This window comes from Bacillus sp. USDA818B3_A (genome assembly GCF_009928415.1).
Classification (GTDB): domain Bacteria; phylum Bacillota; class Bacilli; order Bacillales; family Cytobacillaceae; genus Neobacillus.
Window position 1 is genome coordinate 627654 of sequence record NZ_JAABNN010000002.1, and the last position, 15852, is coordinate 643505.

Annotated in this window: 11 protein-coding genes; all 11 read right to left on the reverse strand. The window is 41.3% G+C overall.

Features of this window, described 5'->3' with window-relative positions:
* Positions 1-164: 164 nt before the first annotated feature.
* The gene (locus tag GXK58_RS05935) at positions 165-2750 is read right to left on the reverse strand and encodes an exo-rhamnogalacturonan lyase family protein (RefSeq protein WP_160720903.1); all 2586 of its coding nucleotides are present in this window, start codon (positions 2748-2750) and stop codon (positions 165-167) included.
* Between the two features lie 180 nt (positions 2751-2930).
* Entirely contained in the window at positions 2931-4127 is a 1197-nt protein-coding gene (locus tag GXK58_RS05940; protein ID WP_160720747.1) for an oligogalacturonate lyase family protein, read from the reverse strand.
* Positions 4128-4240: 113 nt separating this feature from the next.
* Positions 4241-4555, reverse strand: coding sequence for an L-rhamnose mutarotase (gene rhaM / locus GXK58_RS05945; RefSeq protein ID WP_160720749.1), 315 nt, complete (start codon positions 4553-4555; stop codon positions 4241-4243).
* Positions 4556-6556, reverse strand: a complete 2001-nt coding sequence (locus tag GXK58_RS05950; RefSeq protein WP_160720750.1) for a beta-galactosidase — start codon at positions 6554-6556, stop codon at positions 4556-4558.
* A 47-nt stretch (positions 6557-6603) separates the two neighbouring features.
* The gene (locus GXK58_RS05955; protein WP_160720752.1) at positions 6604-7284 is read right to left on the reverse strand and encodes a rhamnogalacturonan acetylesterase; all 681 of its coding nucleotides are present in this window, start codon (positions 7282-7284) and stop codon (positions 6604-6606) included.
* A 15-nt stretch (positions 7285-7299) separates the two neighbouring features.
* The gene (locus tag GXK58_RS05960) at positions 7300-9162 is read right to left on the reverse strand and encodes a rhamnogalacturonan lyase (protein WP_237389577.1); all 1863 of its coding nucleotides are present in this window, start codon (positions 9160-9162) and stop codon (positions 7300-7302) included.
* Between the two features lie 170 nt (positions 9163-9332).
* Entirely contained in the window at positions 9333-11420 is a 2088-nt protein-coding gene (locus GXK58_RS05965; protein WP_160720753.1) for a glycosyl hydrolase 115 family protein, read from the reverse strand.
* Positions 11421-11498: 78 nt separating this feature from the next.
* Positions 11499-12527 carry a glycoside hydrolase family 88/105 protein gene (locus GXK58_RS05970; RefSeq protein ID WP_160720755.1) on the reverse strand — a complete coding sequence of 343 codons (1029 nt, stop codon included), beginning with the start codon at positions 12525-12527 and terminating at the stop codon, positions 11499-11501.
* A 187-nt stretch (positions 12528-12714) separates the two neighbouring features.
* Positions 12715-14022, reverse strand: a complete 1308-nt coding sequence (locus tag GXK58_RS05975) for a Gfo/Idh/MocA family protein (RefSeq protein WP_160720756.1) — start codon at positions 14020-14022, stop codon at positions 12715-12717.
* Positions 14023-14144: 122 nt separating this feature from the next.
* The gene (gene kduD / locus GXK58_RS05980) at positions 14145-14900 is read right to left on the reverse strand and encodes a 2-dehydro-3-deoxy-D-gluconate 5-dehydrogenase KduD (protein WP_160720758.1); all 756 of its coding nucleotides are present in this window, start codon (positions 14898-14900) and stop codon (positions 14145-14147) included.
* Between the two features lie 98 nt (positions 14901-14998).
* A complete protein-coding gene (gene kduI / locus GXK58_RS05985; RefSeq protein WP_160720759.1) occupies positions 14999-15829 on the reverse strand; it encodes a 5-dehydro-4-deoxy-D-glucuronate isomerase in 831 nt (276 codons plus the stop codon).
* Positions 15830-15852 lie beyond the last annotated feature (23 nt).

Genomic DNA, 15852 nt, shown 5'->3' on the forward strand with positions numbered 1-15852 from the left:
TTAATGTCGTTCCTTACTTGCTTATTCAATTACTAGGCTAGTTCTTCGACAAATAATCCAGTAACTGTTCTTGCTATAACCATAATTTAAACCGCTTTCATTTTTCGGACAATTACATTTTTTTGTCTTTACGAAAACCTTGATTTATCAAGGTTTTCAAACCTTTAAACACTTTTTTGTTGGACTAATACTTTCTTGAATTCTTGATTTGGCAGGTATTCACCAATTAACTCCAAAGATACAATCGTATTTAGACACCACTGTGATGTAGTATTAGTCGTAATACTTGGAACTTCTGTTATCCTCCTCCAACTTTGGACCTTTTCTTCTTTTATTGGCAGCGCCATTTGACTAATTTCTTCTTCTAATAAAAGATTCCAAGCTTTTTCGGCCAGATTTTTATCTTTTTTCCTTGCGGCTGCATAAGCAACCATTCCAGAAGCAAGCATTGGTAAACTAAATAATTTATTGTGAAGAATACCATTGCTTCTAACCAATTTTTCTTCATTACTTAGTACGTAAAATTCGCCAAATTCGGCTAACATATCGTCCCAACCTTCATCATCTAGAACCTGTGCAATTTCCATCCACGCTTGCGGGCCCCCGAAAGCAATCACCATATGATAGCCCCCCTCATTTCCATCCCCCATATGAAGAAGATTGCTAGTCTTCGGGTCATAACCAAAGGTTGGTCCTGAGAGCAATCGGAATGGCAGCTGCTTTAACGTATTTATTCCTGTCATAATCTTTTCTTTGTACATTTGATTTCCTGTTCGTTCCCACTCTGATAACCAATTGGAACAGAAAGCAGCCCAATCTGGACCTACACGGGCATGTGTTGGGAATTGTTCTGTTGAATAGAACTCTCTCATTGGATCAAGATTGGCTATTGCTTGGTCGGCATCTTTTACTTCTGTGAGTAAATCTCTTACTCTTTCATCGGTTGTTAAGAAATAATAGTATTTATGTAACCCCGCCATACTAATTCGCGCTTCTTTACAGCCGCATCCCCAATGGACAACGTTATGGCGAGAACCTAAACCGGCATACTCACCAAAGTGGTAGCAATCGACTTCACTGGTATGTCTTGTCATCGCCTCAGCCATAATAAACACGTCTTCTCGTCCTGACCGTAAAAATGAATACCAGAGCCAAATATTTGGCACGAGCTCCGTATTTTGCCAAGCAAAGCCTCCGATATCATACATCCATTGATGACGGACCGGGTCGTATGTATGCATGACGTCACCATAATTCCAATAACCATACCATCTGCGCTGTTCAATTTCCTTTTTATAAAAATCAAAGGCCCTATCAAGCTGTTCTTCTAAAAGTGCTTTCATTGGGGTGCTGCGATCTTCTAGGCTCCATACACCTGATGCTTTTGTATCGTGGTAGTGCTCTGGTTCACATACTAATAATATAGGTGCTTGCCATTCCTCTATTTGACTAACTAACTTTTCATTTGAAGGTGAATCGGAATAAAATTGTAAAAATATCTCACTGGTGTTGGCTATCCCAAACGGGGTGGAACGCATTTCATCAAAACCCTCATAGGCACTGACAACATGTGTTTCGTTATTATAATGCCGCAGGTCCATTGCTCCGGCATCCGGTGACCAAAACCAGGCTTTCAGCTTTGCTTCGGACTGATTTAAATCGCTAACTTCCAATGCTGAGGGAAACTTTTGCCAAAAATTCTTTATCCCGACAGCAATTCCATAATCCTCTCCACCAATATAAAGCAGGCCCTTTGCTCTAGTACCATGAGTGGATTCCACCCAGGCACAGGATTCTTGTGTCCGTTTGATGATTCGATAGTGGTCTGCTGAATCCTGCTGAATTTTGAAATCATTCCAAATCGCATTTTGTTTGGCATGTTCTAATAATTGAGAGTGTTTTTCTTCTTTTAGGCTGACAATTTCACCAGCTATTTGTTTTTGAAACAAGCCATCAACATTTCTATGTCTTCTCGTAAGCAGAAGCTGGGCTGCTTCCGAATAAATCCCTTCATCTCCTGAAAAGCGAACATTACGATTCCAAGCTTCTCCCGTTAGTGGAACTGATAGTTCCAGTCCTACCCCTTTAATAAAATCCTTTTCTGGATCGCCATCGTAAAGTAAGGTATGAACGGTACGCACGGATTCAGTGTTTGCATAAAAGTAAAGCCTTAATTCAAACGGAAGCAATGTACTTGTTCCTGCTTCTGCCTGATGGGTTCCTTCAAGTTTAATAACAGCTCTTAAAGGACCATTTTGCTCAATTTCCACATTATTGATAATTCCGGCAAATGGTTCTTCGCGGATAACGGTAATCCCATTTTCCTTACTGCGAGTCTCTCTAATTGCCTTTAATTTACCGTCAAACGCAACGGTTTCTGTACCTCTTTTTACAAAATTAATAACTCTATCTCCCCATTTATTTAGCGAGAATAATAGTTTACCTGTATCGATTACAATAGTATGATCAATTTCCTTTACCTGCAAGATACTGTCAGATTTTACATGTTCACTAATAGATACTTCATATGAATCTTCATCGCCCTGAAGGACTGCTGCATGGCCCGTCCACTTCACACTTCCGTCCGGCCAAAAAGCCATTGGCCAAGTTTGTAATGGACTTTTTTTACCGCCGCTGCTCTGGAGACAGATGGTTTCTCCTCTTTTTAATGTCCCTCTTTCCCAAGGAATCCCCCAAGAAATTCCTGTAGGATTCTTCGGCCTTTTGTTTAACCAATGTAATTTCATAATCCCACTCTCCCACTGGCTGGTTTTATATGTTACAATCCTATTATTTTCAGTCTTTTACTTTCCATCAACGCTCAATTTTTGCGAACAATATAATTTGGCTTATTATGATCACCTAAGACATTTTTGCACTATTAACAAAAAAAAACAGGCATTTATTTTTTGCCTGTTTATTCATGTTTATTAACTTTTTATCAATTTTCCTTCTACTAGCTCTGGCAGACTTTCAAACTCAGGAACTTCTACCAGATAAATATTTCCGTATCCAGTGCGATCACTTGTAAATAATATTTTTGTCCCATCGGGAGTATACCGGGGATGGACATGGACTTGCTGAATTTGAAAGCTTCCTCGATGCTTACATAAAATCCGCGGTCCTTCCATTCCCTCATTAGTTTTTTTCCATAAGAAAATACAATCCTGATACCTTTCACCATGGTAGGCACTTGATTGTTGTCCATCTCCTACAATGAAGGTGGAGTCGTTGGAATGGATGTGCATATTTTGATAGGGAAATTCAAACTCTTCACAAGCTGAATTATCATATTTAGCAAACCCAAGAAATTTTCCGTCCTTCCGGTCCAATGATCCGGTGAAACCATGGTAGCCAATATGCAGGACGTCCGCATGCCAATACTCATGTCCTGCATATTGGTTTGGTTCACCCTCTCTTATTTTCCAAACTTCACCGGTATTAATATTCAATACCCATATACGATGGTCCACTTTTTCCCATGGCCCTTCATGACAGAAGGTAATTAGATGCGGCTGTGTTGGTGATGCATTGACATGGCCAATCCACCGTTTTTCCTCATGGATTACTTTTGTTTCTCCCGTCTCAAAAGATAGTAAACATATTTGACAGTGCGGCCTTGCTGCTTCGGTTTCTTCAAACCCGACATAGCCGCCTGATAAATTACTATTAATTGTTTGGGACAAGTCTTCAGAGAGACCAAAACATAGATATTTTCCATCAGCTGTACAGCTTAGATTACTAAAGTTATATCCTTGTGGCAAAGTAAAGATTATTTTTTCCTCATATGAATCTAGATCAATCGCAATAATTGTTTTACCATAGGTAAAGTACGCTTCATTTTTGACAGGATTGATATAGGTTCCTTGTAACCCCTTGGAAATGTTTTTATCTAGGTCTGTTATTTGTGTTAATTCCCCGTTCTTCAAGTCCAGACTAAAAAGGTTAGTGGCGTTTCCACGGTCCGAACAAATTAAAAGTTTAGAACCGTTATCATACCAGCCGTCATTGGTAAAATACAGATGATAACTATGAGACAAGTAATCTGTTAATTGTGTAATGGCCGCACCCGTAATCGGATCTCGGAATTCCTTCATTTCAGATGGCCATTTTGTTCCCTTCCCCATGCTATATTCCTCGTTTCTCTTTAATCTAGGCTCTTTAAAATTGGCTGATGATTTCCACTTCAGGCGCTCCAATCAACAGAGATAAATCACAACAATAACGTTTAAGGAGAGCCCTAATCTAAATAAAATACCTGCTTTAAATCAATTGCTACCGGACTATTATCTGGGTTGGTTTCCATAATATCTTTCATATAGGCCCACCATTTCTGGCACACTTCGGTTTGAGCCATTGCATTCCACTTTTCTTCACTTTCAATTTCAACATAGGCAAACAGATTATTCGTTTTTTCATCAAGAAAAATCGAGTAATGATGGGCACCGTGATTCTTTAATTCTTGGGCCAGCTCAGGCCATATTTCATCATGCCGTTTCTTGTATTCCTCGTGAAATCCTTCAAACACCTTCATGACTGTAGCTTTTCGAATCATTTAAAACCACTCCTTATCATTAATACGAATCATTTTATATTCAAATTTTCCGATTTCAAGTTTTCCCTGGCTTACTTTGCGATTAGTCTGTAGATCGATTCCTTCCGTTGGCAGGGTAACACTTCCACCATTACCGTCCATGTTGATCACAAACCATACAGAATATCCATCACCTTGTCTCGGAGCAACAATGGTTCCCTTGGTTACGTCTGTTCTAAGTGATAAATCCGCTTCTTGTGAATAATGATCCACGAGTTTCTGTAACATTAGGGATCCTTCCGCCCCTTGAGGCATGGAACCAAGCATAACAATTTTTCCCGTCCCTAGGCGATGCTCGGTAATAAAGGATTTCCCTTCAGAAAGTCCCTCTTCAATCATGCCAACTGACTTTTCTTGGTCGAATTCAAATACTGAACTCCACATCCCAAGCGGTGCAGATACATCGAAAGCACGGCCAATGGTTCCGCTGTTATCCATAGGGTAAGTAAATAAAACCTCCACACCAGCAGTATTTTCAAGTTCCCCCAATGCACGATCGGTATGGACCGTATGGGACTCAGTCCTTCCTCCTGTAAAAGGACCGGCGATCCAGACCCCGCCATTTTCAACAAATCGCTTCGCACGATCTAGAAACTCTGATGACACATAAGGGATAAACGGTGTCAATAATACTTTATATCCCTCAAGGCTTGCCCCTTCAGGAATCAGGTCGCGGTGTATCCCCATTGATAATACATTTTCATAAAAATCTGTTACTAAAGAGCGATGATTCAACCCACGATGTGGTTCCGTTTTCAAAAATGCCTTTGCCCTATCGGAATAGGTAATGGCCAATTCTGCCTGACTTGGTCTAGTCGCTAGGATAATTGGTTCGATTTCCTTTCTCATCTTCTCAACTTCCAGCACATTGGCATAGCCCACGGTTGGTTTTCCCCACGCACTAATAACAGAACCATGCGGCTGTTCGCAGCCTGCACGCTGCTGTCTCCACAGCCAATACGAAAATCCTTCCGCCCCTAAAGCATAAGCAGCTGCTGCCTCGGCTACTAAATAGCCATTTGGATGCGGGCTTGCATAGCTTTCAAGCGATGCAGCATAGGACGTGCTAGTTTCCATAACCCAAAAGTCTTTGCCTTTCTTAAAGTTCCGCCACAAATCGCTGTTAATAAGATAGGCAGGGAAATTATCAATGGTTGCATAGGTATCAAAAGAAGCAAAGTCAAGATTTTTAAATAGTCTCTCATTATCAACACTAAACATAACGGAACTGTTATGGGTAATCGGTGCATCCGAATATTTTCTAATAATCTCTGCCTGCTCATCGCAGAACTCCGCAATTTTTTCCATAGAGAATAATTGATACATTGTACTCAACGATGAGTTGTGTAAAAATGGTGCATTCCCTGGCTGAGGTACCTGTTCAAAGCTATGGTAATATTCACTCCAAATTTGTGTACCCCATGCTTCATTAAGTTGGTCGACCGTCCCATACCGTTCTTTTAGCCACTGATGCCATAATTCTTTACATGCAGCGCACATACATTCACTAACATGGCATTTAAATTCATTATCGATCTGCCAGCCAATCACACCTGGCAGACTTCCCAGTGCTTGGGCAATATGTTCGGTAATCAGCGCTGCTTTTTCGCGGAAATAGGAATGGTTGGTGCAGGCATGCTGTCTAGAGCCATGTCCCATTACTCTTCCGTCCCGCTCGACATACATCCGTTCCGGATGTCCGTCTGTGTACCAGATTGGCGGAGTGGGAGTCGGCGTACACATTACAGTCTCTATACCATTCTCATAGAGTTTATTAATTACATTCATAAAAAAGGATAAATCAAACTCGCCTTCTTTCGGCTCCATGTTGGACCAAGCAAATTCACCTATTCTCACTACATTAATACCCGTTTGTTTCATTATATTAATGTCTTCATTCATTACCTTTTCATCCCATAGCTCAGGATAATAAGCTGCTCCGTGATATAACTTTTTGCCCATTTGACTACACCTCAGTATTTGTATTTAGGCTTAAGGATTCTATCAATCTATTCTTTAATAAAATCAGTGATTGGTAATTGTAATTCCTTTATTCCTTCTATGACTAATTTTGCGACCTCACCTGCTCCGTGTTCACAAAAATGAGTGTTATCCTCAATCCCTTCTGGGTAATTAGGATGTACAGAGGGTTCAAACCATGTAAATAATTGCTTAGAACCCTCTGCACCTAATGATTCATATAGCGTTCTTGTCTTTGATAGTAAATCAATTAGCTGTACTTCCAGCCTTTCTGATAGTTGAATCATTGATAAAGGATAGTCCCCAAGTGAGTGGACTAAGTTATCCTTTTCGTCAAAATGTCTGCGATTTACGGATGTAATCAAGATTGGAGTAGCTCCTTTTTCCCTAGCACCTTTAATATATTCTTTCAGGTAAGACTGATACGTTGTAAAGGCCTCTGTTCCATACGGTTTTTGGTCATTATGCCCAAATTGAATGAACAAATAATCTTCCGGTTGAATCGATTCCAGAATCGTTTCTAACCGGCCTTCTGCAATAAAACTGTTTGTACTGGCTCCACCCTTTGCATGATTATGGACTTTTACCTCATCCGTGAAAAAGGATTGAAAGACCTGCCCCCATCCTGCCATGGGTGCTTCATGAGGCGGGCAGTTGGCTACTGTTGAATCTCCTGCTAAAAAAATTTGGACTGGCCTCTTCGAAACCATTTAGAACCCCTCCTATTACTTAATCACCTTTGATTTTTGTCCAGGCTTTACCTCATAAATCTGTGGTACCGGCGGCTTTTCCATGTTATGTCCTAGAAAAAATCCTGGATGCGGCGGTTGATTATAGGCCACATTCTGCCAGGCAATCGCTAATCGATAATTGGGGTCATGCATGAGTGTGTATATCCGATGATCTGTTATTTCAGTTGTAGTATAAATTCTAAGTGCTGTACTATCATCAGTCCGCCAAATGACTTCCTCGCGCCAGTCCCCCAGAATATCGGCCTGTAAACACGGATTCCCCTTTGTTCCATTATTTGATCTAGTTCCATTCGCTGTAAGTAAATTGACTAGTCTGCCATTTTCATAGTCCCATTTATCAATTTTCCCTACGCCAATTCCAGTTCCCATATCATAATCATGGTCGAGGAGTTCCCTTAACAGATCCCCATCCCACCAGATGGCGAAATTAAACGATTGTGGGTTTGCATCCGATATTTTTTCTCCAGAGCTGCTATATAGACCTGCCCCTCCTGTCTTCCAATGAGTGGACGACCAGACCTCAACTCCCTCGTACCTTGGATCAATATCGGCAGCCATTCCTCTGCCAACATCTTCAGCTGATGGAATTCCCCATAAAATCTCTCCCGTTCTTGCATCATGAATTTCCGTACCGTTTTCTTGTGGGTTCTCATGCACTTGGAAGATTTCTAAACCGGGCCTGCTAGGGATAAAGTTCCCGACGTGGATGGCATCTCCATGTCCTAAGCCAGTGGTATAGAGTCCTGTCCCGTCGTGGTCAATGACACAGGAGCCATAGATAATTTCATCTTTCCCATCATCATCCACGTCTGCAACGCTTACACTATGGTTTCCTTGACCGGAATATCCCCCATTACCAGGTTCAAGACTATCAAACTTCCAAATTTTCGTCAGTTCTGCCTCGCGCCAATTATAGGCGACTAATACTGCTCTGGTGTAATAGCCACGGCACATTACTAGACTTGGTCTTTCACCGTCAAGATAGGCAATGCAGGCGAGAAACCGGTCGACACGGTTACCTTCGTCATCTCCCCAATCAGAACCTTTTCCTCTTGGCGGGTCATACTCTGTTGTTACTAGCTCTTTTCCTGTGGTTCCCTCAAAAATAGTCAAATACTCTGGGCCTTCAAGAATGAAACCATCACGATTACGATAATCGGCATCAGCATCTCCAATTACGTTTCCTGCTCCGTCAATCGTGCCGTCAGCTGTTTTACAGACAATTTCCGCTTTCCCATCACCATCAAGGTCATACACCAGAAATTGAGTATAATGCGCACCGGCGCGGATATTTTTGCCTAAATCAATTCGCCATAAATGGTAACCATTTAGCTTATAGGCATCTAAGTAGACGTTTCCTGTATATCCCTTGTGGGCATTATCATGAGAATTAGTGGGGTCCCATTTTAAAATAAGCTCATATTCCCCATCCCCGTCCACATCACCGACACTAGCATCATTTGCATTGTACGAATAGGAGACACCATCCGGGGAGATTCCTCCATGTGGTTTATTTAGTGGAATGGTCAAATAATTGGTATCCCATACCTCTGCTTGTTCTGAAGGAGGCTGTTCCACACCATTCATTATGGGACAAACCGTATAAATTGCATTGCTTTCACCGTTAGTGTCCAAGTAATTGGTACTTGTGGTAATGGGTGAAGGATTCACTCTCCTGCCATTGCAGTAGAGATTAAAGGAAATATCTTCTGGATCCGTTCCGAACAAGCGCCACCCTACATAAACACCATTCTTAACCTTGACTGCGATTAGCCCCCTATTTAAGCTTTCCATTTGACGTAAAGGGAGAGATTGTTTTTTACAGTTATCTGTCATCCATTTGATCCTCCTGAATTGTTTATCATTGGATACCATAAGGGTATAGGAAGCAAGATTAATCCTTCAATTACATTTTTTTGGAATGTAACGTTTTAAGACGGTTTTAACATTTGGACTTTCTTGTTTTTTTGTACTTTTTTGTTATATCTCTCAACATAGTAAAACAATTATATTGTCTGTCTCTGGATAAACAATTCTTCCAGCCTAGTAGAAAGCTCATCATCGGATAATGGATTGCGATGAGTATTTTCCAAATAAATATATTTTTCTGTTTCCGGCATCAAATATTCTTTATACCATAAGAAGAAATCCGGGCTGTCTTCTTGCATTCTAATAAACTTACGTAATGCTTCTAGTGAATATAGAGTACTTTTTACATTGGTTAACCAATCTGCCCGATAAAAATTTTCCCACTTCCCGTGTTCCGCCCGTTTTAGTGCGAGAATACTTTCGTTATAATCGCGTATCGACTGTGATAATCGCACAAATGCAAGCGCGTACTCTTGCTTTTTAAAATGGAAATAGGCGTTACATAAGGCTATAAACCCTTTACATCCAGAAACGTGAAGTTCAACCTGCATAGTGAACTGGTCGTAAAAACGCTTCTGATCCTCTAAACTAAGTTCGTTACTGAAGTTCCGGCATTTCTGTAATAATCCTTCCCATCCCTTCAGCCCCGCTTCGCATTTGTTCTTAAACCAAAGGACTTGCTCATCAAAAGGGATTTCACCTGTTGCCCAAAATAGTTTAGGCAGAGGGATATCCGCTTTTCCTTGAAGCCAGTGCCCGATGATTTTCCTTGCGGGATGATGGTAAAATTCCTCTCCCGCTCTATCATCTTGATTCTCACCATATGGAATGGATTGGTCGAAATAGCTTTGATAGAGCTGTTCGATCTGTTTGCTGCCTGATTTATACAGACGCTTTATAAAACGCTCTAAGTGTAGTTCCTTATTCACTGTTCCTTTATTCCATAATTCACTCACAAGATCTAACGGATAAAGATGGGGCCGAATATTTCCGCTGTTTAATAATAGATAGGAATCTGCTCTAGCTTCAAAGGCTTTCTCCACTTCCTCAATAATCATTTCTGGCGGTGAAGGGAACATCGTTAAATGATTGGAGGCCTGCAGGTCATGAAAGGTGATATGATAGTAAATCCCATGTTCACCTGGATCGTTTGCAGTCGGTAAGGAAGGAATTCTGAGGTTTTCATTCCCTTGTCTGCGTGAAACCATTTTTCCGTATCCATTATCAGCCCATATGTAGATGACACCTTTAGGCACTCTAATATGCCCTTCTTTATACAGCTCAGCAATTTCACCATATAGGGCCATAGAACACACCGGCTGTTCGACCGATTGCTTAATCAATTCATATTGTCGTTCCACAACCTTTGAAATCATGTCTCCCCTTTTTTCTGGAGTGTCAAATTCCGGAGCATACTGCCAAAAGGGTGCGTCTCCTTGTCCGCGGAAAGAGAGGACCCAAATGGTTTTTTGATTTTTTTGTTTTTCAATCGCTTCTTTCCAAAGATTCTCAAAGAGCTCTGGATTTTCTTGATAGTTTGGTTTTTGGCCAGGATAGGCACGTAAAAACATTTCGGCTCCTAAGGGTTCTGCATGGTGATGGGTAACCCATAGCCCCATTTCTGACGCTAAATCGGTGTGAATCCCATGTTTTGGAAGATCTGTACCCGGAATTACCATATTCCCTCCACTGCGTAATAGAGCTTCAAATACTGGGTACCATACTTCTTTTGTTGGTGGATATTCTTCCTTCCAGCCTATTAAACATACCTCATCATTCACGAACCAGCCTCGATATCTAACCTTTGGTTTTTGAGAATCATAATCTTGAACAGGGATTCGGACCTCGGCTTTTTGCTCAATTGGCAGATCTGCCCAGAACCAAAATGGATCCACCCCTAAGTAGTGCTTGCTGTAATGTAGAAGTCCATATATAATCCCCAAATCATCATTCCCAATGATGTGCATGACCAGTTTCCCATTATAAAGATTGAACCGGAAACAATAACCTTCCGGCCACTCGGGACCATCATCGTCCTTTGAGGCATACCGAATAATCAGATCTGGAGACTCATTTAGTGATGCTGCTAATTTAGGAGGCTTGCCAAATACCTTTTTATGATCCCTTATGATCATATCGAGTGCATATTGGACTGGAGTCGTTATGTTTTCTGGCAGAAATATAACTGTACCTTCATCAATAAGAACATAAGAGTGATTAAACATATTTCTCCCCTAACTTTTTGATTATGTAAAAATACCTGTGGAAGGAAAGCCCCTCCCGCAGGTTGATTTTGTATAATCCTAATTTTTCAATTGCCGTTTTAATAATAAGGATAAATAGGCAAGCACCAGACCCTGCCCCCAACCTTGGACCCTCTTATATGGAACGCCTCTATAGCCTTCGGCGTCATCCATGACCGCGGTTCCGGCTGACACATTCATAATGGAACCGTCCTCCTTAATTTGCTTGAGGATCCCGTCAATTGACTTTTGAACATATTTATTGTAAAGCTTTCCTCTTGTAAGTAACGCAGCAGCAATCCCCGCCGAACCTGACGTTTCTAAATAGGATTCAGAATCAGTCACAATCGTATGCCATAGCCCTGAATCATCTTGAAGGCGAACTAATGCACTTAGTTGATCTCTGAGTGACCCATCAATAATCATAAAGGATGGGTGCTGCACCTTCACGAGTTCTAAAGCCCTTGCCATCGTATAGGCCGCCCAGCTGTTTCCACGCGCCCAAAAAATTCCGGACATATGGTTTTGAGCGATATTGTCCCAGCCATGATAATAAAGATTAGTCAGCTCATCCTGAAGAAACTGCTCATGACCATGATATTGCTTCAATCCGAAATCAAAGTAATCCTTCCGATCAAGCAAATGTCCGATTCTTAATAGAAAGTAACCAGCCATAAACATCGTATCGACCCATGCTTGTTCGGGGAATACACTCTTTTCACCGTTTACCGTATGCTGCAGGACACCATCTGCGAATCTTTCAGCATCATGTAATAGAAAATCTGCCATCTGGGTGGCATATTCTAAATATTTTTCCTCGTCTGTTGCTTTATATAATGTCAGGAGAGTATGTCCGATGGATGAGGCGTTGACGGTAAGCTTCGGCAGTCCATCCTCCAGTTCCTCATCGACCCATTCCTTAATAAACTGCAAATATTTTTTCTCACCTGTTGCTTCATAGGCTTCAGCCACACCGTAAAAGGCCACCCCTCCCGGCCAATCCCAGCTGAAATCCATTTTTGAGGTCCTATCCACGATGAGTTCTATAGCTTCTTTTACTTTTTCTTGATCAAATATCAGTTGAGGCATTTATATCCCACCCAAATCATTGATTTCTTCTTTTAAATAAACGTAAATTTATCTGTTATCAGCGGTTTTCAGAGACTTATCAGCGGTTTTGGCAATTTATCGGCGATTTTCTGAGTTTATCAGCGATTTTTAACTTTTATCGGCGAAAACGAAAAACCCCAATCTCAGCCCCATGAAATTCCACTAACTAAACTAATTGCGATGAATCACTCGTTTCCCTCAGCAATTCCTTTATACTAAATGGTCGATTCTCCTTACTCGAACGCCATACTCCCTCACCAACGGCGATAGAATAAGCTCCGGCTTCGGCTCCTGCAAGAATCTCATAAGGCCTGCTAGGATCTACGCCTAGAAAGAGATCTTCCTGAAGCACTGGGTCGCCCCCGCCATGCCCCCCTTCATTTTGCAAGACATGTATAATCTCCTTTGAACCGAATAGCGGATAATATTCGATGGTCTGTTCCGGGAATGGGAAAGGGATTCTGCTTGGCTCATGATATTCAGTTGTTTCAATTCTCCCTTTCGTTCCATTAATAGCCAGGCGATAACCCTCATAAGGAAGGGAAAAATTGACCGAGTAGCTTAAAAAAGCCCCCTTATCATACTTAACTGTGACCGCATATGTATCTTCAATTTCAATTTCATGGTCGAAGATACAGGAATCCGGCCGGTAATTCGTATAGCTTTGTGCTGATTTTTCAATCCCTTCCGATTTAATGTGATCGTCTTTCACCGCAAGGTTATTTCGGCGATTGGACCATCGCATGAAGTATTGGCAATTTTGTTTTTCCTGACAAGTACTGCAATAACGATGATCTGCCGGACTTGGATTTAATTCCCCATCCTTGCCATAATAATTTAAGGCACCATAGGCAAAGACTTGCTCTGGCTGTTGATCGATCCACCAATTGACCAAATCGAAATGGTGGGTGGATTTATGAATCGATAATCCGCCTGAACGATTGCGGTCGCGATTCCATCTTTTGAAGTAACTGGCCCCATGATAGGTGTCAATATACCAGTTCAAATCAACAGAAGTCACCCTGCCAATCTTCCCTTCTGAAATCATCTCTTTAATTTTTCGGTGAAATGGATTGTAACGATAATTGAAGGCTACAATAACTTTCCCATTACTTCTTGCTTCCGCCTCCATCACTCTTTTAGCATCTTGAGCATTGGTAACCATTGGTTTTTCCGTGATAACTGTTAAATCATTCTCTAAACCTTTTAATATGTAATCGATATGGGTATCATCACGGCTTGTGACAATAACGGTATCCGGATGGGTATCTTGAATCATTTGTTGAAATTGATCTGGATGATAAGCAGGAATTGAACTTAATTCAGGAAAACTTTCTTTTGTGATTTCCAATCGCCGTCCATCTGGATCAAGTAAGCCTACAATCTCGTTTTGCTGTGAAAATTGTGTCAGCACCGGTTGAATAAACATCCCTAAAGCTCTATTACTTAGGCCGCAAACTACGATTCTATTCATTATTTTCCCCTCCATTGCCTTTGGAAAATTTGTTTTTCAGCTAATCCCTATAAAAATTCCCATTATAATTTTGTTAGAAATCAAAATTATAATGGGTTTCCAAATGAATCATTCTTACGAGATTAAGAGCTTAACCATCCGCCATCTACTGCCAATATGTGACCATTCACATAATTAGAGGCATCTGATGCAAGGAAGATAACTGCTCCCTTTAAATCTTCTGGAGTACCCCAGCGCCCTTGTGGAATTCTAGAGGTAATCGATGCATTTCTATTTTCATCGCCGCGAATGGGTGCTGTATTATCTGTCGCCATATAGCCGGGAGCAATTGCGTTGACATTGACACCCTTCCCCGCCCACTCATTGGCAAACGATTTCGTCAAACCTGCCACCGCATGTTTACTAGCTGTATAAGCAGGTACACGTAATCCTCCTTGGAAAGATAGCATCGAGGCAATATTAATGATTTTTCCTGAACCTTTTTCAATCATGTGTTTGCCTGCTTCACGGCATAATTGGAAGACGGCATGCTGATTAACATTAATCACTTCATACCAATCCTCATCTGAGAAATTCTCCGCTTCAGCACGGCGGATAATACCTGCATTGTTTACTAAGATATCAATCTGACCAGCAGCGGATAATGCATCCATAACAAGCTGACTTGGTGCTCCTTGTTTTGATAAATCGATTTTAAGTTCATGAAAGGTACCGCCGATGGCTTCAATTTGCTCACGCGTTGAAGTCATATCACTCATTCCGGCACCAATAACAGTGGCCCCCGCTTCTGCAAGGCCAACTGCCATCCCCTGGCCAAGACCACGGCTCGCACCCGTGATCAGGGCCACTTTGCCTTCTAATGAAAATAATGATTTCACGTTTTGTCCTCCTTATTCTGTTTTTCGAGAGTAATCCTGTCTTATCCGAGAGTAATTCCCTCTCATCCGAGAGTAACTTTCCTTCATCCGAAAGTTACCTACCTTAAGTCTTCCATTTTGACGTGGTCCATGTCATCATAAGTGATGTTTTCGCCGCACATCCCCCAAATGAATGTGTAATTGCTTGTAGCTGTTCCAGTATGGATCGACCAGCTTGGTGAAATCGCCGCTTGTTCATTTTTCATTACTAAATGTCTTGTTTCATCCGGTTTACCCATGAAGTGGAACACACGAGTGTCTGGTTCCATATCAAAATATAAATAGACTTCCATCCGGCGTTCATGTGTATGACATGGCATCGTATTCCATACACTTCCTGGTGATAACATCGTTAAGCCCATTTGAAGCTGGCAGGATTCACATACATTTGGATGAATATATTGGTGGATTTTCCGTTCATTTAATGTTGATGGGCTGCCCGCTTCAAGCGGCTTGATTTCATTAATATCAATTTTCACTGTAGGATATTTATGGTGAGCAGGAGTGGAATTGATATAAAATTTAGCCGGATTATTAGCATCAATGGATCTAAATAAAACCTCTTTGGTACCTTTTCCTACATACAAGCCGTCATAGCGCTGCATATCATATTCTTCACCGTCAAGAATAACAAGGCCGTCTCCGCCAATATTGATAATTCCCATCTCACGGCGCTCCAAGAAATAACTTACTCCAAGTTCTTTATCCAGCTTGATCGTCAGTTCTTTTTCTGCCGGTGTAACACCGCCAAAAATCATTCGGTCTACGTGGGTATAAGTTAGATGTACCTGACCTTCCTCGAAAAGTGTTTCTACTAAAAACTCTCTTCTTAGTTCATCAGTCGTATATTTTTTCATTTCCTCCGGATGATGTGCATATCGAGTTTCCATTATTCATACTCCCTTTCTATTTT